Origin of the sequence: Dysgonomonas sp. HGC4, assembly GCF_001261715.1 — a bacterium.
GTDB lineage: Bacteria > Bacteroidota > Bacteroidia > Bacteroidales > Dysgonomonadaceae > Dysgonomonas_A.
This window is the reverse complement of sequence record NZ_CVRU01000083.1, coordinates 75,296-98,431: the sequence shown is the minus strand read 5'-3', so window position 1 is coordinate 98,431 and position 23,136 is coordinate 75,296. Positions and strand designations below refer to the sequence as shown.

25 protein-coding genes are annotated in these 23,136 nt (G+C 35.4%); 16 read left to right on the top strand and 9 right to left on the bottom strand.

Going from position 1 to position 23,136, the window contains the following annotated elements:
- Positions 1 to 39: 39 nt before the first annotated feature.
- The 5 genes from HGC4_RS08700 to HGC4_RS08680 all read right to left on the bottom strand — a co-directional run bounded on the left by HGC4_RS08700 (position 40) and on the right by HGC4_RS08680 (position 4,446).
- Positions 40 to 672 (bottom strand): DUF3256 family protein, encoded by a 633-nt coding sequence (locus HGC4_RS08700; protein ID WP_050709740.1) that lies wholly within the window; start codon positions 670 to 672, stop codon positions 40 to 42.
- An 85-nt stretch (positions 673 to 757) separates the two neighbouring features.
- Entirely contained in the window at positions 758 to 1,657 is a 900-nt protein-coding gene (locus HGC4_RS08695) for an EamA family transporter (protein WP_050709739.1), read from the bottom strand.
- A 128-nt stretch (positions 1,658 to 1,785) separates the two neighbouring features.
- Positions 1,786 to 2,925 (bottom strand): Na+/H+ antiporter NhaA, encoded by a 1,140-nt coding sequence (nhaA, locus tag HGC4_RS08690; RefSeq protein WP_087880157.1) that lies wholly within the window; start codon positions 2,923 to 2,925, stop codon positions 1,786 to 1,788.
- A gap of 101 nt (positions 2,926 to 3,026) precedes the next feature.
- The gene (gene truA, locus HGC4_RS08685; RefSeq protein WP_050709737.1) at positions 3,027 to 3,770 is read right to left on the bottom strand and encodes a tRNA pseudouridine(38-40) synthase TruA; all 744 of its coding nucleotides are present in this window, start codon (positions 3,768 to 3,770) and stop codon (positions 3,027 to 3,029) included.
- A gap of 13 nt (positions 3,771 to 3,783) precedes the next feature.
- Positions 3,784 to 4,446 (bottom strand): DUF5715 family protein, encoded by a 663-nt coding sequence (locus tag HGC4_RS08680; protein WP_050709736.1) that lies wholly within the window; start codon positions 4,444 to 4,446, stop codon positions 3,784 to 3,786.
- A 306-nt stretch (positions 4,447 to 4,752) separates the two neighbouring features.
- Between HGC4_RS08680 and HGC4_RS08675 the strand changes: the two genes are divergently transcribed.
- From HGC4_RS08675 to HGC4_RS08640, 8 genes are all read left to right on the top strand, one after another.
- Positions 4,753 to 6,465 carry a SulP family inorganic anion transporter gene (locus HGC4_RS08675; protein WP_050709735.1) on the top strand — a complete coding sequence of 571 codons (1,713 nt, stop codon included), beginning with the start codon at positions 4,753 to 4,755 and terminating at the stop codon, positions 6,463 to 6,465.
- A gap of 187 nt (positions 6,466 to 6,652) precedes the next feature.
- Positions 6,653 to 6,805, top strand: a complete 153-nt coding sequence (rpmH, locus tag HGC4_RS08670; protein WP_050709734.1) for a 50S ribosomal protein L34 — start codon at positions 6,653 to 6,655, stop codon at positions 6,803 to 6,805.
- Positions 6,806 to 6,912: 107 nt separating this feature from the next.
- The gene (locus HGC4_RS08665; protein WP_050709733.1) at positions 6,913 to 7,401 is read left to right on the top strand and encodes a CvpA family protein; all 489 of its coding nucleotides are present in this window, start codon (positions 6,913 to 6,915) and stop codon (positions 7,399 to 7,401) included.
- Between the two features lie 160 nt (positions 7,402 to 7,561).
- Positions 7,562 to 8,368: a patatin-like phospholipase family protein gene (locus tag HGC4_RS08660; protein ID WP_050709732.1), complete on the top strand. Its 807-nt coding sequence runs from the start codon at positions 7,562 to 7,564 to the stop codon at positions 8,366 to 8,368.
- A 140-nt stretch (positions 8,369 to 8,508) separates the two neighbouring features.
- Positions 8,509 to 9,444: a ribose-phosphate pyrophosphokinase gene (locus tag HGC4_RS08655; protein WP_050709745.1), complete on the top strand. Its 936-nt coding sequence runs from the start codon at positions 8,509 to 8,511 to the stop codon at positions 9,442 to 9,444.
- Between the two features lie 149 nt (positions 9,445 to 9,593).
- Complete coding sequence (locus tag HGC4_RS08650) at positions 9,594 to 10,268, top strand: phosphatidylserine decarboxylase family protein (protein ID WP_050709731.1); 675 nt, start codon at positions 9,594 to 9,596, stop codon at positions 10,266 to 10,268.
- The gene (locus HGC4_RS08645) at positions 10,265 to 10,975 is read left to right on the top strand and encodes a CDP-alcohol phosphatidyltransferase family protein (RefSeq protein ID WP_050709730.1); all 711 of its coding nucleotides are present in this window, start codon (positions 10,265 to 10,267) and stop codon (positions 10,973 to 10,975) included. Before HGC4_RS08650 ends, HGC4_RS08645 begins: the two co-directional genes overlap by 4 nt.
- 279 nt (positions 10,976 to 11,254) lie before the next feature.
- Complete coding sequence (locus HGC4_RS08640; protein WP_050709729.1) at positions 11,255 to 11,497, top strand: DUF4834 family protein; 243 nt, start codon at positions 11,255 to 11,257, stop codon at positions 11,495 to 11,497.
- A gap of 17 nt (positions 11,498 to 11,514) precedes the next feature.
- Here the strand turns inward: HGC4_RS08640 and HGC4_RS08635 are convergent, their stop codons facing one another.
- Positions 11,515 to 12,225, bottom strand: coding sequence for an SIR2 family NAD-dependent protein deacylase (locus HGC4_RS08635; protein WP_050709728.1), 711 nt, complete (start codon positions 12,223 to 12,225; stop codon positions 11,515 to 11,517).
- A 163-nt stretch (positions 12,226 to 12,388) separates the two neighbouring features.
- On the opposite strand from HGC4_RS08635, the gene HGC4_RS08630 reads away from it, so the two are divergent.
- Together HGC4_RS08630 and HGC4_RS08625 are read left to right on the top strand one after the other, a co-directional pair.
- Positions 12,389 to 12,973: an FKBP-type peptidyl-prolyl cis-trans isomerase gene (locus HGC4_RS08630; protein ID WP_050709727.1), complete on the top strand. Its 585-nt coding sequence runs from the start codon at positions 12,389 to 12,391 to the stop codon at positions 12,971 to 12,973.
- 26 nt (positions 12,974 to 12,999) lie between these two features.
- On the top strand, positions 13,000 to 14,004 hold the full coding sequence (locus HGC4_RS08625; protein ID WP_050709726.1) for an FKBP-type peptidyl-prolyl cis-trans isomerase: 1,005 nt from the start codon (positions 13,000 to 13,002) through the stop codon (positions 14,002 to 14,004).
- Between the two features lie 73 nt (positions 14,005 to 14,077).
- Here HGC4_RS08625 and HGC4_RS08620 read toward each other — a convergent pair whose 3' ends face one another.
- Positions 14,078 to 14,827, bottom strand: a complete 750-nt coding sequence (locus tag HGC4_RS08620; RefSeq protein ID WP_050709725.1) for a BT1926 family outer membrane beta-barrel protein — start codon at positions 14,825 to 14,827, stop codon at positions 14,078 to 14,080.
- Positions 14,828 to 14,844: 17 nt separating this feature from the next.
- A complete protein-coding gene (locus tag HGC4_RS08615) occupies positions 14,845 to 16,614 on the bottom strand; it encodes a coiled-coil domain-containing protein (RefSeq protein ID WP_050709724.1) in 1,770 nt (589 codons plus the stop codon).
- A 385-nt stretch (positions 16,615 to 16,999) separates the two neighbouring features.
- Between HGC4_RS08615 and HGC4_RS08610 the strand changes: the two genes are divergently transcribed.
- The 6 genes from HGC4_RS08610 to HGC4_RS08585 all read left to right on the top strand — a co-directional run bounded on the left by HGC4_RS08610 (position 17,000) and on the right by HGC4_RS08585 (position 22,236).
- Complete coding sequence (locus tag HGC4_RS08610) at positions 17,000 to 17,464, top strand: Lrp/AsnC family transcriptional regulator (RefSeq protein WP_050709723.1); 465 nt, start codon at positions 17,000 to 17,002, stop codon at positions 17,462 to 17,464.
- 147 nt (positions 17,465 to 17,611) lie between these two features.
- Positions 17,612 to 18,235, top strand: coding sequence for a PASTA domain-containing protein (locus tag HGC4_RS08605; RefSeq protein ID WP_050709722.1), 624 nt, complete (start codon positions 17,612 to 17,614; stop codon positions 18,233 to 18,235).
- On the top strand, positions 18,232 to 19,293 hold the full coding sequence (locus tag HGC4_RS08600) for an RluA family pseudouridine synthase (protein WP_050709721.1): 1,062 nt from the start codon (positions 18,232 to 18,234) through the stop codon (positions 19,291 to 19,293). Before HGC4_RS08605 ends, HGC4_RS08600 begins: the two co-directional genes overlap by 4 nt.
- Before the next feature lie 39 nt (positions 19,294 to 19,332).
- Positions 19,333 to 20,322, top strand: coding sequence for a D-alanine--D-alanine ligase (locus HGC4_RS08595; RefSeq protein ID WP_050709720.1), 990 nt, complete (start codon positions 19,333 to 19,335; stop codon positions 20,320 to 20,322).
- Positions 20,322 to 21,470, top strand: coding sequence for a hypothetical protein (locus tag HGC4_RS08590; RefSeq protein ID WP_050709744.1), 1,149 nt, complete (start codon positions 20,322 to 20,324; stop codon positions 21,468 to 21,470). The genes HGC4_RS08595 and HGC4_RS08590 overlap by 1 nt, the downstream gene beginning before the upstream one ends.
- A 187-nt stretch (positions 21,471 to 21,657) precedes the next feature.
- Positions 21,658 to 22,236 carry a DUF4468 domain-containing protein gene (locus tag HGC4_RS08585; RefSeq protein WP_050709719.1) on the top strand — a complete coding sequence of 193 codons (579 nt, stop codon included), beginning with the start codon at positions 21,658 to 21,660 and terminating at the stop codon, positions 22,234 to 22,236.
- Between the two features lie 82 nt (positions 22,237 to 22,318).
- Here HGC4_RS08585 and HGC4_RS08580 read toward each other — a convergent pair whose 3' ends face one another.
- Positions 22,319 to 22,921 (bottom strand): ribonuclease HII, encoded by a 603-nt coding sequence (locus tag HGC4_RS08580; RefSeq protein ID WP_050709718.1) that lies wholly within the window; start codon positions 22,919 to 22,921, stop codon positions 22,319 to 22,321.
- Positions 22,922 to 23,136: the final 215 nt, after the last annotated feature.

Here is a 23,136-nt window from a genome sequence, read left to right as displayed (position 1 = left end):
AAGTCAACCTTTTCTCTTATATCAGATCTTCGAACTTGTTTACTTATAAGCAAATTTATCCCAAGTATAAACTTGTGGTGCTTCTTTAAGAAAAGGCTCTAGTTTCTTGTAATCATCCTTCGACAAATAATTCTTTATATCGTAAGTTGCCACAATATTTTTATCAGAAAAAGAAAAATTCAACTTTACAGGAGTCATATCCAATGATGCATAAGCATTCAGAAAATCGTCCGATGTACGATCTATATCACCTTTTAAGAAAATATCTTTATTTATTTGAGGAAACAGATCGGGCTGCCCTAAAGGATTCCAATCGGTTGTATAAAAATCAATTCTACTATCACAAGCTGGTCCACAAACCGTTGTAATCACGCCAATAATCTGCGAGTTATTTACCAATGACAAGAGTTTAACCTCCAAGGTACCAACTTTAGATGTTTGCAGTGCAATATAATCATCCGTAAAACCGAGACGTTTTATTGTATCACCCACTGCGTTTACAACAACAGCCTGAGCCGTATCTTTTTCAGGTGCAATAAGTTGCTTACGTTGCTCTAAAGTTACACCAATCAACATATCGTCGGGCATTGCAATAACCAAAGGAGCTATATTCTGCGCCTGAGCCACTAAACCTATAAACAATAAAGAAAACGTATATACTATTTTTTTCATATGTTGTGTATCTTCTAAGATCTCAAAACCATTTGTTACTCTAACAAAAACAAAAAACTCTTAAGCCTTAAATCCTTTCTATCAATTATTTTGTACCCAAATATAGGAAAAACATTCCTATAATTATTAAGATCAAATCTATAGCCTTTCCTTTTAAGTTTTTTTCATGGAAGAAAAATACTCCACCAATAAAAGAAACTACTACTGAACTACGTCTCACCATAGACACAATAGAAATCATTGCATCTGGATCGGTCAATGCATAGAAATAAACAAAGTCTGCAATAGTCAAGAAAAGTGAAACAAGAAGAATACTCCATTTCCAACTAAAAGCAGTCGAGTTTTTTCGTTTCGGATACCATAATATAACCAGTATCACAAACATCATGATACATTGATAGAGGTTATACCAGAACTGAACCGACGTAGAGCTTATTCGCTGCATCAGGTATTTATCATACAATCCGCTTGCGGCACCTAAAATAGCAGCAATGAATATGAAAAATATCCACTTATTCTGGCGAAAATTAATTCCCTCTTTCTTTCCTGTAGCCGACAATAAAAAGAACGAAACAATAGTCAGTATAACACCTATCCACTGATAAAAGTTGAGACGTTCTCCAAATATAAGTAATGCACCCACTAAAGTCATCACCGGACGAGTTGCATTAATAGGACCTGTTATGGTTAATGGCAGATGCTTAACAGCAAAATAGCCAAATATCCAAGACGATAATACAATTATAGATTTGAGTATAATATAAACATGCGCCTCGAAATTGACTGTTGGAACATAAAAAATAGTATTCTCTATTGTTGCAGGAGCAACGCGGGACAATAAGAATAAAGGCAACAGAAATAAAGTACAAAAAAATGTATTCAGAAATAACACAGGAATCACCGCATTATTATGAACCGACATTTTTTTATTTATATCATAACACCCTAAAAAGAAAGCCGACAGAAACGCTAAACCTAACCACATAATTTATTTGTTCATTTAAGGCCTCAGCCCTTTTTATTATTCAAGTAAAGGCAAACCGATACGTTCGCCTTTATAGATAGACAAACAAAGATCTACCCTTACAACTAAAACAACTTCTCATGATTATATCAATTCGACGACTTCTTTAAGGTCATATGTAAGCATATATACCCAAGCACTCCTGCTAAAAGAGAACTTGTAAGAATAACTATCTTAGATGTATTTATTATTTGCTGATCGTCAAATGCTAAAAGTGTAATAAAAATAGACATCGTAAATCCTATTCCTCCGAGCAATCCTGCTCCAATCATATTATACCAATTGACTCCTTCGGGCAGTTTCGATAATTTTGCAACAATAACAATCAGAGATGCCAATGTTATACCGATTGGTTTCCCCAAAAGCAATCCACTAAGAATACCTAATGATATAGGCTCAGCAAAAAGAGTATGCCAATCTGAGGATATTGTTACAGCTGTATTTGCCAACGCAAATATAGGAAGTATAAGAAAAGTAACCGGAAAATGTAGCTTATGCATCACATAAAAAGCAGGAGAACGTCCATCCTTTCTATCGGCAGAAGGAATAACTAAAGCAAGTAGCACACCAGCAATAGTAGCGTGAACACCTGACATTAGCATAAAATACCACATGGCTGCACCTCCAATAAAATAGGGTATAAGCGAATATACTTTGAACTTATTCAATACAGCTAGGAAAGCGAAGATTCCCAATGCAATAGATAAATCGAGAAGCATAAGGTCTTTGGTATAAAAAATAGCAATAACCATAATAGCACCCAGATCATCTACCACAGCTAGAGCCATTAAAAATACTTTTAACGATGTTGGTACTCTTTTCCCTAGCAATGAAAGCACTCCCAATGCAAACGCAATATCGGTAGCCATAGGTATACCTACACCCGATTGAGAGGGTAAACCTAGATTAAACAATAGAAAAAAAGCAACAGGAACTATCATTCCTCCCAAAGCCGCAGCGACAGGCAATATTGCATTTCGCGGACGTGAAAATTCTCCAACAGCAACTTCTCTTTTCAGTTCGAGTCCGATCATTAAAAAGAAAATTGCCATTAATCCATCATTAATCCACAGCTCAAGACTTAGCCCTGCAAATGCGATATGCCAAAAATGAAGATATTGGTCCTTAAAAGCAGAGTTGGCGATTATCAATGATGCTATTGTACATATTATTAATATGACTCCACCAGATTTCTCATCTTTAAGTATATTCTGCAGTTGTTTATACATTTTATTCATTCAATTAAAGTTCTTTTGATTCTTATGATATAGTATAAGGTCTTTATACATTAATATCTACCTCTCAAACTTTTCATTTTTAATTTCTTCGTTTAACCAAAAATCTCATCGGGATATTCAACCTCTTCCAGAAACAATGCATTTCCCGGTACCGAGCATCCTGCAACACTTCTATCTTTAGCTTCTATAATCCGTCGCATTCCTGCCTCATCCAATTTTCCCCGTCCGGCTTCCAATAGTGTACCAACAATTGCACGAACCATATTTCTCAGAAATCGATTTGCTTTGATTGTAAATATGTAATCTTCTCCCTCTTTTTCCCATCGGGCATACATTATTGTGCAATCGTTTGTTTTGACATCGGTATGCAACTTGCTAAAACTCGTAAAGTCTGCATAGTCAAATAAAATATCACTACACCTATTCATTATATCCAAATCGATATTCCCATGTACCTTGTATTTATATGGATACATAAACGGGTCTTTTTGTGTAGTTATATAATACTTATATAAACGCGATGTAGCATCAAAACGAGCATGAGCATCGTCTTTCACCCTAACGGTTTTATATATTGCAATATCTTTAGGTAAGATTCTGTTTAATTTCTCTGTCAGCATGACAGTATCTTCAACATCAGCATCAAAATGAGCTATCATCTGACGGGCATGCACTCCTGCATCTGTGCGACCGGCACCCAGAATAGGTGTTGGTACACGTAACAATATAGCTAATGCCTTTTCGATCTCTTCTTGTATCGAAACTCCATTTGGTTGAACCTGCCATCCGCAATAGTTACCACCATTGTAGCCTAAGTACATGAAGTATCTATTCATCTTCTAAATTTTCTTATCTGACTGTTATATGAAAGCAAGCCTGTTTTTTCTCATGCACAACATAGCATTGATCTCTCTGTCTCAAGTCATGCAAAACTTCTCCCAGAACAAGCTTCAATCGATCGGTAGTAACGTCGTTCGTTCCCGAAGGTCCTCTCTTTTCGAACCTTTTCCATGAAATATCAAAAGTTGTGCCATAGCAGTGTGCCGAATTATGACTCGCATTACCATTTCTCTTGGTTAAAGAAGCCACATCATCGAGACTACGAGTAACACTTGTCACTACTAATTTATAAACGGGAAGTTTTTTACTAATAAGCGAATCTCTAAAATTGGAACTGATTTGTACTAATAACTTAGATGCATCGTTCACCAAGTATGGGACAGAATGTGACAATTTAGCTATTTTATATAAATCCAACTCCATGGGTAAATGTACCATCTCGTTCAGCACCCGAGAGGTATCGCCTCTCACTCCCATAGGAAGAATACCTTTTCGTTGAGCTGCCTCCAAATGCAATTCGGGCATATCATTAAACGACTTATACGCTCCCCTAAATCGGGTATATTTTTTGACATCAACATTATCGACAGATGTAGACTCTTCTTTTTTGCCTTTGCAAGCTCCAAACAGAAAGAAAAAAACGGATAAGAAAAATAAAACACGAAAGTTCATCAATATATTTTAATCAGGTCACAGACCCATTAGTAATTTTAGAGAGTATAAGTACAACAAACTATTATAATTTAAGAATGCAGTGTAAATACAAACTCCCATTTTAATTGCACTTATATATAGGTAAAATCCCGTAAGACAGGATACATTTATCTAGGAAAGCTCATTGAGTCACAAATTTAAAGAAAATAAACGATTTTCGGACGAATCAAGAATGTTAAAACAAATCGATTTTCTATTATGAGGTAAACCAGAAATCATTTCATACCTTTGCAAACTCATAATTATAGGTTATGATATAAAGCTATGAACACGGATTTTTTAAAAACATTCAGGCCTCAAATTATTGATTCCTTAAAAGGCTACAATAAGGAGAAATTTATGGCCGACCTCATGGCCGGTCTCATTGTTGGAGTTGTCGCACTTCCCCTTGCTATTGCATTTGGTATCGCATCAGGGGTGAGTCCCGAAAAAGGACTTTACACGGCAATTATCGCAGGGTTTATAATCTCAGTTTTTGGTGGAAGCACAGTCCAGATCGGAGGTCCGACAGGTGCATTTATTGTTATAGTATATAATATTATAGAGCAATTCGGCTTTCAGGGGTTGGTTATTACAACAGTTATGTCTGGAGTAATTCTCATTCTGATGGGCATTGTAAAACTTGGTGTTGTTATAAAATATATACCCTACCCCATCATTGTTGGTTACATGAGTGGTATAGCTGTCACGATATTCTCCACTCAAATAAAAGACTTCTTAGGGCTTGACATAAAAAATATCCCTCCCGACTTTTTAGGCAAATGGCAACAATATATTCTCAATTTCAACACTCTCGATTTAGTAACTGTTGGTATTGGAGTCTCAAGTCTACTCATCATTATCTTTGCCCATAAGGTTTCGAAGAAAATCCCGGGATCGCTCATAGCCGTAGTTCTTATAACCGTAGTTGTGTACTTCCTGCGTTACTATCTAAATATCGATACTGTTCAAACCATCGGTGACCGTTTTAGCATAAATAGCGAATTACCTCATATGCAAGAAATCACCTTTAGCATAAAGGCAATCAATACGCTATTCCCTTATGCATTCACATTGGCAATTTTGGGATCAATAGAATCACTCATCTCAGCCAATGTTGCAGATGGCGTTACAGGCGAAAAGAACAATTCGAATATGGAACTGATAGCACAAGGAATCGCAAACATTGTAGCACCTCTATTCGGAGGGATACCTGCAACGGGAGCTTTAGCTCGTACTATGACTAACGTTAGCAATGGAGGACGAACCCCGATTGCAGGTATAGTTCATTCTGTATTTTTATTATTAGTTGTTATGTTCTTGGGGAGTTTAACCCAGCATATACCTATGGTTTGTTTAGCAGCAATACTCATTGTTGTTTCTTACAACATGAGTGAGTGGAGATCTTTCTTAGCTTTACTAAAAAACTCAAAGGCTGACGTTATCGTATTAGTTACAACATTTTTACTTACTGTAATATTCGACCTTACTATTGCTATCGAAATAGGCTTATTACTAGCTGTATTCCTATTTATGAAACGCATCATGGATGTTACTGAAATATCGGTTATTACAGACGAGTTAAACCCTTCGGACAAAGAAGGAGCATCTTCCGACGACAACCTCATCATTCCCAAAGGCGTTGAAGTATATGAAATAGACGGTCCATTCTTTTTTGGTATAGCAAATAAGTTTGAGGAAAGTATGCGGGTTATAGAAGATAAACCTCTGGTCAGAATCATACGTATGCGTAAAGTCCCTTTTATAGACTCTACGGGAATGCACAATCTGGAAAGTTTATGTAAAAAATCTCAGGACGAAGACATAAGAATGATACTTTCGGGGGTAAGACCAAACGTAAGGGCTGCACTCGAAAAATTTGGATTCTGTGAACTATTAGGCGAAAAGAATATATGCCCCAATATTAATCTGGCTATGGCAAAAGCTGAAAAAATCTTAAGAGAGCAAGCTATGGCAAACAAAACACCAATTGATTAAAGTGTCTCGTACTATTTACAACAGAAAAGACTAGCTGCAAAATAGATGGATTGTAAAAGTATTAAAATACAGCAATAAAATAATTTACACTACTTAAAATAAAGATATACTTGTATATTTAAAATAAACTATCTACTTTTGCAAGCCAAATTCGATCAGAAACAATAACGAATAATATAATATAGCAATGAAAAGAACTTTTCAACCCTCTAGAAGAAAGAGAATAAACAAACACGGATTCCGCTCGAGAATGGCTACAGCTAACGGTCGTAGAGTATTAGCTTCTCGTAGAGCAAAAGGCAGAGGCAAATTAACTGTATCTGACGAAGCTGCGAAATAATTGAATAGACTATTCGTTTAGTCTTCTGTATAAATGAAAGTAGGAATTAATTTTAATTCTTACTTTTGTCATTCATATAAGTACCATTACTTACCTAATTACGATAGATGAATTGGTTTGATATCTGCATAGTCATAGTGATAATATATTGTATCATAAAAGGATATAAAACAGGTTTAGTTAAGCAATTATCTACACTTGCAGGTCTTATAGTAGGAGCCGTTCTGTCTGGCAAACTCTCTATCTTAGTACTTCCATACATACAACACATCAAACAAATACCCGAGTACATGGCAGCCCCATTGTCATACGCCTTAACTTTTCTCATAATCATTACATCCTTCTACTTACTCGGAACTATGATGGAGGAAATACTCAAGACCGTAAAAATGGGTACATTAAATAAATTAGCAGGGATTGCATTATGCCTTACCAAATGGCTATTCGCTATAAGTATTGTTGTAAATCTTATAGTACAAGCCGATGAGCACCATCAATTATTAGCACCTAAAATTCAGAATGGGTCTGCTACATATAAGTACATTCAACCCTTTGCACCTAAACTAGTTCCTTTTCTTAAATTTAGTCTCGATTAAGAAGTAAACACCTCTTTACTGCACTATCACATTAAAATAGTACAGCATTTACAGAATAAATAAACTTACAATAGACACCCTCTATTAGTTATTATTCAAATTAGCCCTCGTATTCCATTTAAAACCTTTACTTTTATATTTCAATTGAGATATACTCTTTATGAGCACAGCCAATACTTATAAATATAAATTAGGACTAGCCTTAAGTGGTGGTGGTGCAAAAGGCTTTGCACATCTGGGCGTACTTAAAGCCCTTGAGGAAAAAGGAATTTCACCTTCAATTATATCAGGAACAAGCGCCGGAGCTTTTGCCGGAGTATTATATGCCGATGGTAATAGTCCAGATGAAATACTTTCTTTTTTTCATAAAAAAGCTTTCAAAGAATTTGCTGAGCTTACTATTCCACATACAGGCATATTCAAGGCTGATCGATTCAGACAATTTCTGAAAACGCATCTAAAAGCCAGAACTTTTGAAGAGTTGAAAACACCTTTAAAAGTAGTGGCAACTGACATAGCCAATGGAACAAGTACCGTATTTGACAAAGGTCCACTTATTCCGGCAATCACCGCATCGTGCGCCTACCCTATTGTGTTTACTCCCGTAGAAATAGAAAAAGTACACTATGTAGATGGTGGTTTATTTAAAAACTTTCCGGTAACACCCATTCGCTTCGAATGCGAAAACATAATAGGTGTAAATGTAGCACCTCTAACTAAACTAAAATACAAAAACTCGCTGTTATATATTGCAGAGCGATCATTCCACTACATATCAGTATCTAATTCTCTGGCAGATCGAAAACTATGCGATCTATTAATAGAACCCGATAGATTATCATCTTATGCCATGTTCACTTTAGAACACACCAAAGATATTTTCAATGTAGGCTATGAAGTTGCTATGCAGGAGTTAGAAAAAGAGAAAAACAAGGTGTTATACGAGAGTTTACTAGCTCCCTACTAACAAATAACTAGCCCAAAGAATATCCGAAATAGTGTTAATGGCATAATTTATGCATTGATATTCATTTCCTAACAAATAGTTTTATAAATTTGCACTCGATAAATCTACAATTACAATAAAACAACTCATCAATGGAACAAATGGAACAGATACCATTCAAAATCTTCTCGGGAACCAACTCTCGTTACTTAGCTGAAAAAATCTGTAATAGTTTAGGTTGTCCACTCGGCAATATGAATATCGAACGCTTCGCTGACGGCGAGTTCTCAGTATCATACGAAGAGTCGATCCGAGGACGTCAGGTATTCCTGATTCAATCAACCTTCCCCTCTTCAGACAATCTGATGGAACTATTATTAATGGTGGATGCCGCCAAAAGAGCCTCAGCTCGTTCTATTGTTGCAGTAATTCCTTACTTTGGATGGGCAAGACAAGATCGTAAAGATAAGCCTCGCGTATCTATCGGAGCTAAACTTATAGCAGATATGCTAAGTGCAGCAGGAATCAACCGACTTATTACAATGGATTTACATGCCGATCAAATACAAGGTTTCTTTGATGTACCGGTAGACCATTTATATGCTTCTGCAATCTTCTCTGATCACATCAAAACATTAGATCGCGAGAATCTTGTAATAGCAACTCCTGACGTAGGTGGAACAAAGCGTGCCAGCTCATACGCTAAATATTTTGGTGTTCCTATGGTTATCGGTTACAAACTTCGCAAAAAAGCAAACGAAATATCTGAAATGCAAATCATTGGAGATGTAGAAGGAATGGATGTATTACTTGTTGATGATATTGTTGACACTGCAGGTACCATTACTAAAGCTGCCAATTTGATGAAATCGCATGGTGCACGCTCGGTAAAAGCTATCGCTAGCCACGCGGTAATGTCTGACCCAGCATCGGAACGTGTAGACCAGTCAGCCCTATCTGAAATTATATTTACAGACAGTATTCCTTACTCTAAGAAATGCGAAAAAGTTACAATTCTTTCCGTAGCTGATGTTTTCGCAGATTCAATCAGAAGAGTATGCAACAACGAGTCTATCAGCTCTTTGTACGTTCTGTAAACCAACAAATATAATAAGATTGGGTTCGTAATTCTATTACTGAACCCAATCTTTATTTTTGAAAAAGCAAATAATGTTTTGCCATGTCAGCAAATAAGAATATTTTTGCTTGTTGGAAGGCTAAATAATAACGAATATATATTTAAACGATGAAGCTCCATCACGAAGGGCGCAGCGAACTAGCAATACTAATCTGCATACTATTGGTACTCAATGGTAGTTTGGTTTACTTTTTTGGAAAAAACTTATTCACCTTTTTAATATTAGGTGCATCTGTTACTTTTTTCTTTATCGTACTCAATTTTTACAGAAGCCCATACCGTCGCTTTACAGGTGATATGGTCAATTCTATTGTTGCTCCCGCCGATGGGAAAATTGTTGCCATAGAAGAGGTATTCGAGCCCGAATATTTTAAAGATAGCAGATTACAAGTATCCGTATTCATGTCTCCATTAAATGTGCATGCCAATTGGTATCCAATTAATGGTACTGTTATATTGAAGAAACATCATAACGGACGTTTTCAAGCTGCATACTTACCAAAGTCGAGCACAGAAAACGAACGCTCCACTGTTGTTATTAGACGCGAAGATGGTGTAGAAATACTTATGCGTCAAATAGCAGGTGCTATGGCTAAACGAATTGTAACATATCCTGACGAAGGCTATGAAGCACATATTGATGAGCACATGGGTTTCATTAAATTAGGATCACGTGTTGATTTATTTCTACCACTTGACACTAAAATAAATGTAACTCTGGATCAAAAAGTTACAGGTAATCAAACAGTAATAGGCGAATTACCTCTACAAAACAACGCATGAAAAAACATATCCCCAATTTACTTACATCAATGAATGTCCTTTCGGGCTGCATAGCATGCGTTATGGCATTCAATGGTAATTATCTATGGGTTGTTATATGGGTTATAATTGCTGCGATATTTGATTTTTTTGATGGGTTTGCAGCTAGAATCCTTAAGGCTTATTCGCCAATCGGCAAAGAATTAGATTCTTTAGCTGATATGGTTAGCTTTGGAGTAGCACCGGCCCTTGTTGTATTCAGATTTCTATCAGATTCACCTGTACTCGCTACTCTTGATTGCTCAATTGCCGAATATATACCATTTATCAGTTTTCTTTTGGTTATATTTTCAGCACTCCGATTGGCAAAATTCAATATAGATGAGCGCCAATCTACATCATTCATTGGATTACCAACTCCGGCTAATGCTCTTTTCTGGATTAGTTTCTGCTATGGAATTAGTGTAAGAGACGAGTTTACTCAAACAATAAGTTTCTATCCGATAATAGCTCTTGTTATTATATTTTCTCTTCTACTAACGGCGGAAATCCCGATGTTCTCTTTAAAAATAAAGAGCCTGAAGCTAAGAGGAAACGAGCTACGATACGTTCTAGCTCTTTTTATGATAATAGCCATTTCCTTCTGGGGAGTATTGGGTATTTCGGCAGGGATAATACTTTACATAATACTATCTGCAACAACTTCTAAATTCTTAAAGCAACCTTAAGACCTCAGACCTTTTTATCTCTTTGATGAGCATAAGAAGGACAATTTGCTACAAACAGAGGCTATATTACTAAAGAGTTGAAATTACTTAGAATTGGTAATAGGTCGTTAAATATTCCAAAAAGCTTTTTATTGAATCGGTATTCATTGTATATTTACATTCATAGATTAAAAAAAGGTCATAAGCCTTTTATTGCTTTGCTAAACAATAACCGAAAAAGAAGGTTATAATATTAAAATAGAGCAATAAACATTTAATGTAAACTTAGTAAAATACTAAATGGGAAGTTTCTTTTTATTTATATTAGTAGTATTCTTTGCAATCATAGGCTTGATCGGAGCTTTTGTATTGAGATTTGTGCGTTTGTTTACCAAGCAAACAAGCGGTTTCAATAACAGTAGATCAGCTCATAATAATAGATACGACGATCAGCAAGATCAACGATCACATACAGAGAATAATCATCAAAAAGTATTTAGCAAAGAAGAAGGCGAATACATTGATTACGAAGAAGTAAAATAAGCAGAAGTTAATACTTATTACTTATTTTTATTATGTCCAAATTGCTCTTTAAGCAGATCTCTCAATTCAGCTACACCTTCCGATGCACCCTTACGTATAAAATGCACTCTACCTCGAGAAACCGATACATCATTCGGGTCTATTACATAAATAGGAGTTTCGGCATATACATAATTAATAAGTCCTGCTGCAGGATACACATTCAAAGAAGTTCCTATAACAACCAAAGCATCTGCTCTTCTTACAATCTCCTCAGCTTCGGTCATTAATGGCACAGCCTCTCCAAACCAAACTATATACGGACGAAGTGGAGACCCATCATCACACTTATCATCTACACTTATATCGGGATTATCAGGATCTAAAGGATAAACCTTATAAGGATTTATTGAAGATCTGGCTTTCATCAATTCGCCATGTAAATGAATAACACTAGAGCTTCCCGCTTTTTCATGCAAATTATCTACATTCTGGGTTATAATCTGCACATTGTACTCTTGTTCCATTTCAGCCAACCCTATATGCCCTCTATTAGGTTTAGCTAATAAAGACTCCCTCCTTCTTTTATTATAAAAATCTAAAACTAATTGAGGATTTCTTTGGAAACCCTCGGGTGTAGCCACATCCTCTACACGATGTTGTGCCCATAATCCACCTGAGTCTCTAAAGGTTGCAATTCCACTTTCGGCACTCATTCCTGCCCCTGTTAAAACAACAATATTTTTCACTTCAAATATTTTTTATAAGATTTAACAAATAAATCACGAAGATCTTTGATTTTCAAGCATGAAAGTTAGATAAAATATCGCTAAAAGAGTTATTTTTGCAAGATTATAAAATCAGAAATCAACGTAGGGTATAAAAAGGAAAATCCCGAATAATAGAAAAACAATGGATAAAATAAGCTACGCTTTAGGACTTAGTATTGGAAACAATTTTTTAAGCTCAGGTATCAAAAAAATCGACATCGAAGTATTTGCTAAAGCACTTGCAGATGTATTAAACGATAATCAACCATCTATGAGCTACGACGAAGCTAAGAGCGTTATTAATGACTACTTTACAAATCTACAAGCAGAAAAACTTGACATCAACGAAAAAGCTGGTCAAGAATTCTTAGAAATCAACAAAAAACGCCCAGAAGTAGTAACTCTTCCTAGCGGATTACAATACGAAATCATCACTAAAGGAGAAGGTAAACTTCCACAAGCTACCGATCAGGTAAAATGTCACTACCACGGTACACTTATCGATGGTACTGTATTTGACAGTAGCGTACAACGTGGCACACCTGCTACTTTTGGTGTAAATCAAGTAATCAAAGGTTGGGTAGAAGCTCTTCAATTAATGCCCGTAGGTTCAAAATGGAAATTGTTTATACCTGCTGATCTTGCTTATGGCAAAGCTGGAGCTGGACAATCTATCGAACCTAACTCTGCATTAGTATTCGAAGTAGAAGTATTGGATATTGTATAATAATTAAATCATAATTAATTTTTCAAATGAAAAAATTTCAAATCCTTGCACTTAGTGCAATTGCTGCTATTGGTACAATGGCTGTTTCTTGTCAAGGAGGCGCCGGCACTCCTAATGCAACCTTAAAGACTGAGGTTGATTCTCTTTCTTATGCTTATGGAGTACAACTATCAGAAGGTGGACTAAATCAGTATCTATCACAACTAGGCGTGATCCAAGACACTGCTATGTTCAAAGCAGTAGAAGGACAACGTATTGCTGCAGAAGCAGATCCTGCAAAAAAAGCTCAACTTGAAAAAGCTCTAGTTTCAAAAATAGATTCTTTAAACAAAGCTAACTCTAAGAACCTAGTTCAATTCATCAAAGGATTAAGCGAAAGCTTCAACAGCAATAGCAAAGATCAAGATGCATATTTTAGCGGTCTTCAAATCGGAAGCCAACTAAAACAAATGACTGAAGGTTTCCAAAATCAAGTATTAGATTCGGCACAAGTTAATAAATCAGCTTTACTTGCAGGTTTACTTAACTCTCTGAAACATGAAAAACTTGCTATTGAAAATGCAACTGAAATAGTTCAAGGTAAAATGATGGCTTCTCAAGCTAAAGCTCAAGCTAAACAAGAAGAAGAACTTAAGAAACAAAACGGTCCTCAAATCGAAGCGGCTAATAAATTTCTAGAAGAAAACAAAGCTAAAGATGGCGTTGTAGCACTTCCTAGTGGTCTTCAATACAAAGTAGTAAAACAAGGTACAGGTGCAATACCAACTGCTAGCGATAGAGTTAAGGTATTCTACAAAGGATCATTGATTGATGGTACTGTGTTTGAAACTAACGAAGGTAAAGATCCTGTTGTATTTGGCGTTGGTCAAGTAATCAAAGGATGGACAGAAGCTCTTCAATTAATGCCTGCAGGTTCAAAATGGACTTTATACATCCCTTACGACCTAGCATACGGTGCACAACAAGCTGGTTCTATCGCTCCATTCTCAACTCTTATCTTTGATATTGAATTAGTGAGCATCGAAAAATAATTTTTCGAAAACTTCATAAAAAAAGAGACTGATATATATCAGTCTCTTTTTTTATGATAGATCAATCTCTTCTTTAAAATTTAATCCCCAACTTTATCATCGGTTGTGAGATAAACGAGAAAGTATGATTATCAGAAGATAAATTACCTAATCCTGCTTGAGGGCGTTCTTTATAAACTGTGTATTGGTAAGCCACGGGACGTACATCCACACCTACAAACAACAATTTATCAAAGAAATAGTCGAATCCGCATACTGGAGCTATGCGAAAACCATACGCTTCGGCAATAGAAGCCCCCATATACTCTTGGCTGTCAGCCTTAGCTGTCACTTTACCATAAGCAAAACCTACTTCTCCTCCAAAGCGGATGAACAAACGATCACTCCTAGATGCATAATAACGATCGGCACCTAATCCAATAGCATACTGAATATTATCGCTATTCGGTACAGCTTTGTAAGTTGGTATTGACCCTGACCCCGATTCTATCCCTACAGTCCCTACAACTTCGCTATACCCTGGATTATTACTATAAGTAAATCCTCCTGTAAGCTTTAGTGCCCAATCATCTGAAACAAACAATTTTGCTTCAACATCTAAAATTGGCTTTTTATCAAACCAAGCAGACATGGGCGCAGAAAGAGTATATTCAGATAGATTTGGTTTTGGCGCAGACATCCCAATATAAGAACCTACTCCAAAATTGACTGAAAGCATAACATCTCCTTTTTCGGGTGCATAATTAGCTACATCTTCCTGAGCAGATAACACACTCCCAAACCCGATAAATAAAAACACAATAGAACTAAATATTTTTTTCATTATTTCTCTGTTTTTATTTATTTCATACGTACATCAATAATCGCTTTGGCATCACTAGCCTGTTTTTCAGCAATTGGAAGCAATGTTTTTAGAGTAGCAATTTCAGCATCTGCATTTTTGATTTTTTGATCAAGTTCAGCAAGAGCACGTTTATTCAACTCTTTAGCATTGGTAATATCTCTCTTATACTGAGCTAAACTAGCTTCATTATTAACAACATTAGCTTCAAGTTCTTTTATTCTCGCTTTCACTTGCTCTAATGAACTTGTCCAAATGCTATTACCTCCAGGATATATCAGATCTCCACTATAATATATAGTAGTTAACTCCTGAATATAAGCTGACATACTATACACTTCATTTCGATTGTTTACATGTGCGGTATAAGCTGCATTATAGATCTTTTCGGCAACAATATAAGCCTCTGCTAATTTTGTAGCTTTGTTTGCATCTCCACCGTAAGCCGCTTTCTGGTTATTAGCCTTGGTCAATGAATTTTGAGTCGAATTCAATGAATACTGCAAATCCGAAATATTGTATTCTAAATTACTGATCATGCTTTGATTAGAAGAATAGGCGCTTGACGCGTTATTATAAGTATTATATGCTGCTTGATACTTATCGTAAGCAGCATTCATTTTATTATAATTAGCAGTAGACCAATCGTTATAGTATGCACTTCTGGCTTCATCATACAAAGCATAAAGTTTGTCTTTTTCGGCCTCTGTGCTCTTGAGAGTAGTATATAATGTTGCCGTTTTCGCTCTGTATTTAGCTACATCTGCATTTTTCTGCTCTATCTGTGTTTTATAAGCAGCAATATTTTTTGTGGTCTCGGTTATAGTTGCATTTATTTCTTCTATCGAATAATAAGTCATATTATAAGGCATCGAATTCCAAGTGCTATTCTTACCTACTAAATCTTGAAAATCGACAAGATCTTTCCTTGCTCCATTTGCAAATTTGGCTTGAGCAGCATTATACTCCTTATATAGTGTAGCCTGCTTAATCAAAAGAGCATCGTATTCTTTGGTCTTTTCAGCTATCTCTTTTTCAAGTTTCGCAGCATCAACATTTGTTAATATCTGATTCCATGAAGCTATTCGTTTCTTATCATTTGCTATTCTAGATTCCAGATTTACAATCCAATCATTATATAGACGAATACTTGCTTCTGTGTTTGCTTCTGTTGTTATCTTCAGATCTGCCAATACTGCTTTATCATAGGCTAAGTTTAATTCTGCCTGAGCCAATGTCTTTTTAAGTAAATTTACTTCTCCGATGTAAACCTTATAATCATTTACAGCTTTATTAAGAACTTCATCCTGTTGATTTTTAGCTTTATCCAATTCAGCTTTAAGCTTCAACATTTCAATCTCAGCTACAATCTGAACCTGTTCAAGTTTATACTTATACTCTTCAAGTTCATACTTAACTTTTGCTTGAAGGCTTTTCAGTTCTTCAGCTGCAATCAATTGATCCGATTCAGCTTTCTTCTTCTCTCCTTCAGTTTGCGCAATTGCTAAAGCAGCATTAGCCTCATTTAGTTTAGTCTGGCTTTTCACCTGCTCTACTTGAGCCTCCATTAATAAGACCTCAACAGCCCCCTTTATCTTATCAGCTTCTAGCTGAGCTTTCAATAATTCAGCCTGAGCCTTTAGCTGATTTGCATAAGCCTCTCTAACTTCCTTTACACTTGACGATTCGTTATCATCTACGCATGACGTAAACGCAAAGGAACCTCCTAGCACCATCAGTGCCGAAACATAAATCTTAATTTTTTTCATTGAGCTTTGTTGTTATTAGTAGTGAATAGTATATAATCAGTTATTAATTAGTATGTGATAAATTATTAATGTTTCGGAAATAAGGCTCAATTATCAAACGACAATTTTAAATATTTTATTAAAAAACCTTATCCAAGGTTAATTTGTGTGCGAAAATATACTTTTAAATTAACAATGCGAAATTTACCAAGCACAATATCAAGAAATAAATGAGCAAAAAAAGATATAGTTTAGTTTAAATGACCCTATCTTACATTTTACAATGCGATAAAGCCGTATTATTTTAATAATATGCTAGCAAAAGAGCCATTTTTTCTCCTAAAAAAATACGTAGCTAAAAAAATACTACTATATTTGACACATAAATAGAATAAAAAGAAAGAATATGGAAAAGATTGATAAACTTGACAAAAAGATTCTCGAAATTATTTCGCAGAATGCAAGGATTCCATTCAAAGATGTTGCCCTAGAATGTGGTGTATCCAGAGCAGCTATACATCAACGTGTACAGCGAATGATCGAAATGAAAGTAATCGTAGGATCAGGATATATTATCAACCCTAAAGTTTTAGGCTATAATACATGTACATATATCGGTGTAAAATTAGAAAAAGGATCGATGTATAAAACTGTAATACCTGAACTTGATAAGATACCTGAGGTAGTAGAGTCTCACTTTACAACAGGACCTTATACTATTTTGGTTAAATTATATGCTAAGGATAACGAACATTTAATGGAGCTCTTGAATAATAAAATACAGGAGATACCCGGTGTTGTAGCAACCGAAACAATGATTTCTTTGAGTCAAGGAGTAAAACGCCAGATTCCGATCACAAAGCCTGAGTAACATACACATATACACTCAGATAAAACAAAAAGGATAGTCTATTCTAATAGATTATCCTTTTCGTTTACTAAAAAATACAAAAGCTATAACTTACATGTCTTTTTTTTAATACTTTTGCAGTTCAGAACATGAGATTTTAGAGATACGATGGGAAAAGATAAAGGAACAAATAGTTTTCTAAAAAAAGTAATTAGTAATACATACGTAAAGAACATAGCAGCAATGATTGTCATTGCAATTGTTCTTATCGGAATTACGCTTTTTTTTGTCAATAAATACACTCGCCACGATCAGGCAATAGAAGTTCCTGATTTGAAAGGACTACAAATTGAAGATGCAGCGGCTATGATTGCTGCGAAAAACTTAAGATACGAAATAGTAGACTCTCTTTTTCAAAAAGACGGTGTACCCGGAGCTATTCTAGAACAAATCCCAAGTGGAAAATCCAGTGTAAAACACGGGCGTACAATATACCTCACAATACAAGCTAAAAACGAACCTTTGGTAGCAATTCCCGATCTGGAAGACGCTTCTTTAAGACAGGCAGAAACACTGCTTAATGCATTAGGAATTTATCAAATTAATATAGTTTCTGTTCCATCCGAATTTCAAGATTTAGTTTATGGTGTTGAATACAAAGGTACTCCGCTTAAAGGTGGGCAAAAAATACCAAAGGGCTCAACCGTAACCTTGAAAGTAGGAAATGGCAATGGAAGCGACACTTCCCTAGACAGTTTACACATTGAAGGAAGTGAAACATCCACCGAATGACCAATCAGCTTGAAGATATAGAAGATCTCATAGAAGGAGATCCAGAACAAGACTCGTCCGAATTATTTGAACATTATCGGTTTGTAGCCGACAAAGGACAGGGACTGCTGCGTGTTGACAAATTTATAACAACACGTATAGACGGAATATCGCGTAATAGAATACAAAATGCAGCAGATGTAAATTGTATTTTAGTAAACGGAACACCCGTAAAATCAAACTACAAAGTGAAGCCTAACGATGTCGTAACAATAGTTATGGATCGTCCTCGTCGAGAGATTGAAATAATCCCCGAGGACTTACCGATTGACATTGTATATGAGGATGAAGATTTGATGGTGATTAATAAACAAGCAGGATTAGTTGTACACCCAGGTCACGGTAACTATACCGGAACGTTGGTGAATGCAATTGCTTTTCACTTACAAAACACTCCCGAATATGATGCTAAAGATCCTCGTTTAGGATTAGTGCATCGTATAGACAAAGACACCTCTGGTTTATTAGTAATTGCTAAAAATCCGGCAGCTAAAACTCACTTATCAAAACAATTCTTTGACAAAAGCACTAAACGCGAATATATCGCATTAGTTTGGGGAGCAATCGAACAAGACTCTGGTCGCATTGAAGGCAACATAGGAAGGAACGTGAGAGACAGACTACAAATGACTGTTTTTGAAGATCCCGAATTAGGAAAGCCTGCGGTTACCAACTACGAAGTATTAGAACGATTAGGCTATGTAACACTAGTTAAATGTCGTCTCGAAACAGGTCGCACCCATCAAATACGTGTCCACATGAAACATATAGGACATACGTTATTTAACGATGAGCGATATGGGGGCAATATTATATTAAAAGGTACTGCTTTTACAAAATACAAGCAATTTGTCCAAAACTGCTTCAATTTGTGTCCACGTCAGGCACTCCATGCTAAATCATTGGGCTTCATCCATCCTCGTACAGGAGAAGAAATGTTATTTGAATCTTCTCTACCTGAAGATATGACTCTTATGATTGATAAATGGAGAGGCTACATTTCGAATAGAGACTTTTAACTTTAACAATAATATATCTGAGAATATTAAATACTTGCCATGAAGAAAAATGTTGCAATTATATGGGGAGGATATTCTTCTGAGATTGTAGTCTCGGAAAAAAGCATGAACGGAATATATTCGTTCCTAGACAAAGACCGATATAATGTCTATAAAATAAAAATAGACAAAAAAGGATGGACTGCAAATATTGAGGATAAAGAATATAATGTTGATAAAAACGACTTCAGTATTACTTTCGATTCAGAAAAAATAAAAATTGATTTCGCCTATATAACTATCCATGGTACTCCAGGAGAGGATGGACGTCTGCAAGGTTATTTTGACATGCTAGACATCCCCTATTCTTCTTGTGACTGGATGACTTCGGCTATTACATTCAATAAATTTGTATGCAATAATTTCTTGAAGAATTTCGGATTCAACGTTGCAAAATCAGTATACTTAAGAAGGGAAACTAAGTACAATATCGAGAGTATTGCTGAAAGCCTTAAATTCCCGGTATTTATAAAACCAAATACAGGAGGATCGAGTTTTGCTACAACTAAAGTAAAATCGATCGATAAAATGCAAGAAGCTATAGATTTTGCTTTTGGCGAAGCCTCTGATGTTATTATTGAAAGCTTTATAAGTGGAAGAGAAGTGACTTGTGGCTGTTACAAGACGAAAGAACACGAAGTAGTATTTCCTATAACTGAAGTAATTACAGAGAATGAGTTCTTCGATTACAATGCTAAATATATGGGAGAGGTTCAAGAAATAACTCCAGCCGATCTATCTCCAGAAATGACATTGAATATACAACAGCTCACATCTAAAGTATATGATCTGGTAGGAGCGAAAGGAATAATAAGAGCAGATTTTATAATTTCAGAAAACACCCCCTATTTTTTAGAGGTGAATACAACACCGGGCATGACCACGACAAGCTTTCTTCCACAGCAGGTTAAAGCTGCCGGTTTGAGCATGACAGATGTTTTAAGTGAAATAATTGAATGTGAATTTCAAAAAACACAAAAGAGTTTATGATGAGCGATAATAAATTCGTTGATATAGCCCCTTTAGAAGACAAGGACGTAAAGAAAGCTATCCAAGAATTACTAGTAGATCCGGGGTTTATGTATGCTGTTAAGTATATACTTCCGGATATAAATTGGGATGAGTTTTCATCTGAGATGTTGAAATACAATACAAAATTCGATTTTCAATCAAAAATGATTGCCCCTACTGTATGGGCATTAGCAAATAAAACATCATCTGGTGTGACTAGTTCCGGATGGGAAAAACTAGGAGACAAAGCACGCCTTATCATATCAAACCACCGGGACATAATTCTGGATGCAGGGATACTTAATATCCTCCGCAATGAGAAGGGGATGAAAACAACAGAAATTGCCATCGGTGACAATTTACTAATCCACCCTTGGATCGAGAAATTAGTTCGTCTCAACAAAAGCTTCCTTGTAAGACGTGGTGTATCCGTTAGACAAATGCTTGAAGTATCAATCCATATGTCGGAATATATTCATTACGTTATCAATGAAAAGAAGGAGTCTGTTTGGCTTGCTCAAAGAGAAGGACGTGCAAAAGATTCTAATGATAAAACTCAGGAAAGTGTATTGAAAATGCTTGCATTATCTGCACCATCAGGAGGATTCGTTGAAAGAATTAAAAGCCTAAACATATTACCTCTGTCTATTTCATACGAATATGACCCTTGTGATTATCTTAAGGCTATGGAATTTCAGCTTAAAAGAGATAATCCCGAATACAAAAAAGCTCAAATAGATGATCTTCGAAATATGGAAATCGGATTACTTGGCTTTAAGGGAAAAATTCACTTCCGTTTTGGTGATGAGATCAATGATAAGCTAGGTTCAATAGAATCATTAGATAAAAAAGAACGTACATCGGCAGTAGCTCGAATTATTGATCGCGAAATTCATTTGAATTATGAATTTTATCCATGCAATTACATTGCTCACGATCTATTAGAAAGCTCTAACAAATACAAAGAGCATTACACCGACCAACAGATAAATGATTTCAAGGAGTATATGTCAAAACAGATTGATAAGATAAAACTCGAAAATAAAGATATTCCTTTCCTTAGGAATAAGATATTGGAGATGTACTCAAATACGCTAAAAAACTATCTAAAAGCAAAGGAAGAATAATTATTCTTCCTTTTTCTTTTTTATTGTTAAACTACCACTGCACTATTATATTTTTCATAAATTTGCAAGAATACAAAAGACTTATTTTGTTGTCTGTATAGCTAGTGCAGTAAAATTCACACAAACTTCTTTCAACAACAAGCTCATAAATAAGCAGGAATTCATTATTATAAAATAAGTAAACACTATGACCAGACTAAAAAGCATAACAATCTGTTTAGTATTCTTCTTGACCTTGTTATCTGGCAACATCTTTGCACAAGTATTAGTTCAGAATGATAAATTTACTTATGCCCCCCTATTCAACAATCAAGTAGTATTGGTAAGAGAGATCCCTCTAAATAATAATGACATTGAAAAAAGTTTTCACAGGGTAAAAGAATGGGGTAAAGAAAGATATGCCTCTTCTCCTCTTATATCAAATATAAGATACGATAACACTAATAAAGAGATTATTATAAAATCAAGAATAGAACTTCTTCTTCCTGAAAATAATGATAAGATAAGAGAGAAAGTGGTTATGACTTACCACCTCAATACATTTATATTTAATGATAAATGTGTATTTGAAGTAAAAGGTATTACTTACAAACTACATAATGTAAAGAAAAGTGTAAAAGCCGAAGATATTATTACACCATCGGCATTAGAAACTGCAGGACCACAGCAAGAACTAAGAGTAAATATTCAAAGAAGCACACTTTTCTTCCTTAACGAATTAGCCGACAGTTTAGCTGATGCACTAAATGCACCGGATAGTCTTTAAGGAATCAGACCTTTTTATTACTTTGGCAAGTAAAATAGCTGTAGTTTATTACAACCATATATAGAGCATCAAAAAGCTGACATTACTCAAAATCAAGACTAAGTTGTTTGTTTTTCAGATTAAACGTCAAACGATGATAAGGCGTTATCCCATGTTCTTCAATCGCCAGCCTATGCTTCATAGTGGGGTATCCTTTATTCTGATTCCACCCATACTGAGGGTATTCTTCATTTAATTTCATCATAAAGTCATCTCTGTAAGTTTTTGCTAATACAGAGGCTGCTGCAATAGCTAAAAATTTACCATCACCTTTTACAATACAAGTATGAGGTATATCTTCATACTTCTTAAACCGATTTCCATCAATGAGTAAATGTTCGGGGACAATTGCTAAATCAGACACAGCTCTATGCATTGCCAAGAAAGATGCATTCAAAATATTTATCTCATCAATCTCTGAATGCGAGACAATTCCAACAGCCCATGCCAAAGCTTGCTCCTCAATAATCGTTCGTAGACTATACCTTGTTTTTTCTTTTAGTTGTTTCGAATCATTCAATAATTCACAACTAAAATCGGGTGGCAAAATTACTGCTGCTGCAAACACAGGACCGGCCAAGCATCCGCGTCCGGCTTCATCACAACCAGCCTCTACAACATTAGGATTTAAGAATAATTGAAGCATTTTAAGTCTATTGAAATGTAAGATTTGCTTGCTTCATAAAGAAGCAATAGAATTGACAGAAACTATATTAGAGCATATAATACTAAAATATGAATTAGTATATATCCATTCAAAAATAAACATATTATCCTATTTTCACCAATAATCATATATTTTATCAAGTTTTTTCTTGTAATTGGCTACAAATAATTGATTTAATAATTACCTTTGTAAGG

What these genes read in the sequence shown, in the direction of transcription:
- HGC4_RS08700 (WP_050709740.1), bottom strand. Translation starts at nt 672, where the DNA reads ATGAAAAAAATAGTATATACGTTTTCTTTATTGTTTATAGGTTTAGTG.
- HGC4_RS08695 (WP_050709739.1), bottom strand. Translation starts at nt 1,657, where the DNA reads ATGTGGTTAGGTTTAGCGTTTCTGTCGGCTTTCTTTTTAGGGTGTTAT.
- nhaA (WP_087880157.1), bottom strand. Translation starts at nt 2,925, where the DNA reads ATGTATAAACAACTGCAGAATATACTTAAAGATGAGAAATCTGGTGGA.
- truA (WP_050709737.1), bottom strand. Translation starts at nt 3,770, where the DNA reads ATGAATAGATACTTCATGTACTTAGGCTACAATGGTGGTAACTATTGC.
- HGC4_RS08680 (WP_050709736.1), bottom strand. Translation starts at nt 4,446, where the DNA reads ATGAACTTTCGTGTTTTATTTTTCTTATCCGTTTTTTTCTTTCTGTTT.
- HGC4_RS08675 (WP_050709735.1), top strand. Translation starts at nt 4,753, where the DNA reads ATGAACACGGATTTTTTAAAAACATTCAGGCCTCAAATTATTGATTCC.
- rpmH (WP_050709734.1), top strand. Translation starts at nt 6,653, where the DNA reads ATGAAAAGAACTTTTCAACCCTCTAGAAGAAAGAGAATAAACAAACAC.
- HGC4_RS08665 (WP_050709733.1), top strand. Translation starts at nt 6,913, where the DNA reads ATGAATTGGTTTGATATCTGCATAGTCATAGTGATAATATATTGTATC.
- HGC4_RS08660 (WP_050709732.1), top strand. Translation starts at nt 7,562, where the DNA reads ATGAGCACAGCCAATACTTATAAATATAAATTAGGACTAGCCTTAAGT.
- HGC4_RS08655 (WP_050709745.1), top strand. Translation starts at nt 8,509, where the DNA reads ATGGAACAGATACCATTCAAAATCTTCTCGGGAACCAACTCTCGTTAC.
- HGC4_RS08650 (WP_050709731.1), top strand. Translation starts at nt 9,594, where the DNA reads ATGAAGCTCCATCACGAAGGGCGCAGCGAACTAGCAATACTAATCTGC.
- HGC4_RS08645 (WP_050709730.1), top strand. Translation starts at nt 10,265, where the DNA reads ATGAAAAAACATATCCCCAATTTACTTACATCAATGAATGTCCTTTCG.
- HGC4_RS08640 (WP_050709729.1), top strand. Translation starts at nt 11,255, where the DNA reads ATGGGAAGTTTCTTTTTATTTATATTAGTAGTATTCTTTGCAATCATA.
- HGC4_RS08630 (WP_050709727.1), top strand. Translation starts at nt 12,389, where the DNA reads ATGGATAAAATAAGCTACGCTTTAGGACTTAGTATTGGAAACAATTTT.
- HGC4_RS08625 (WP_050709726.1), top strand. Translation starts at nt 13,000, where the DNA reads ATGAAAAAATTTCAAATCCTTGCACTTAGTGCAATTGCTGCTATTGGT.
- HGC4_RS08620 (WP_050709725.1), bottom strand. Translation starts at nt 14,827, where the DNA reads ATGAAAAAAATATTTAGTTCTATTGTGTTTTTATTTATCGGGTTTGGG.
- HGC4_RS08615 (WP_050709724.1), bottom strand. Translation starts at nt 16,614, where the DNA reads ATGAAAAAAATTAAGATTTATGTTTCGGCACTGATGGTGCTAGGAGGT.
- HGC4_RS08610 (WP_050709723.1), top strand. Translation starts at nt 17,000, where the DNA reads ATGGAAAAGATTGATAAACTTGACAAAAAGATTCTCGAAATTATTTCG.
- HGC4_RS08605 (WP_050709722.1), top strand. Translation starts at nt 17,612, where the DNA reads ATGGGAAAAGATAAAGGAACAAATAGTTTTCTAAAAAAAGTAATTAGT.
- HGC4_RS08600 (WP_050709721.1), top strand. Translation starts at nt 18,232, where the DNA reads ATGACCAATCAGCTTGAAGATATAGAAGATCTCATAGAAGGAGATCCA.
- HGC4_RS08595 (WP_050709720.1), top strand. Translation starts at nt 19,333, where the DNA reads ATGAAGAAAAATGTTGCAATTATATGGGGAGGATATTCTTCTGAGATT.
- HGC4_RS08590 (WP_050709744.1), top strand. Translation starts at nt 20,322, where the DNA reads ATGAGCGATAATAAATTCGTTGATATAGCCCCTTTAGAAGACAAGGAC.
- HGC4_RS08585 (WP_050709719.1), top strand. Translation starts at nt 21,658, where the DNA reads ATGACCAGACTAAAAAGCATAACAATCTGTTTAGTATTCTTCTTGACC.
- HGC4_RS08580 (WP_050709718.1), bottom strand. Translation starts at nt 22,921, where the DNA reads ATGCTTCAATTATTCTTAAATCCTAATGTTGTAGAGGCTGGTTGTGAT.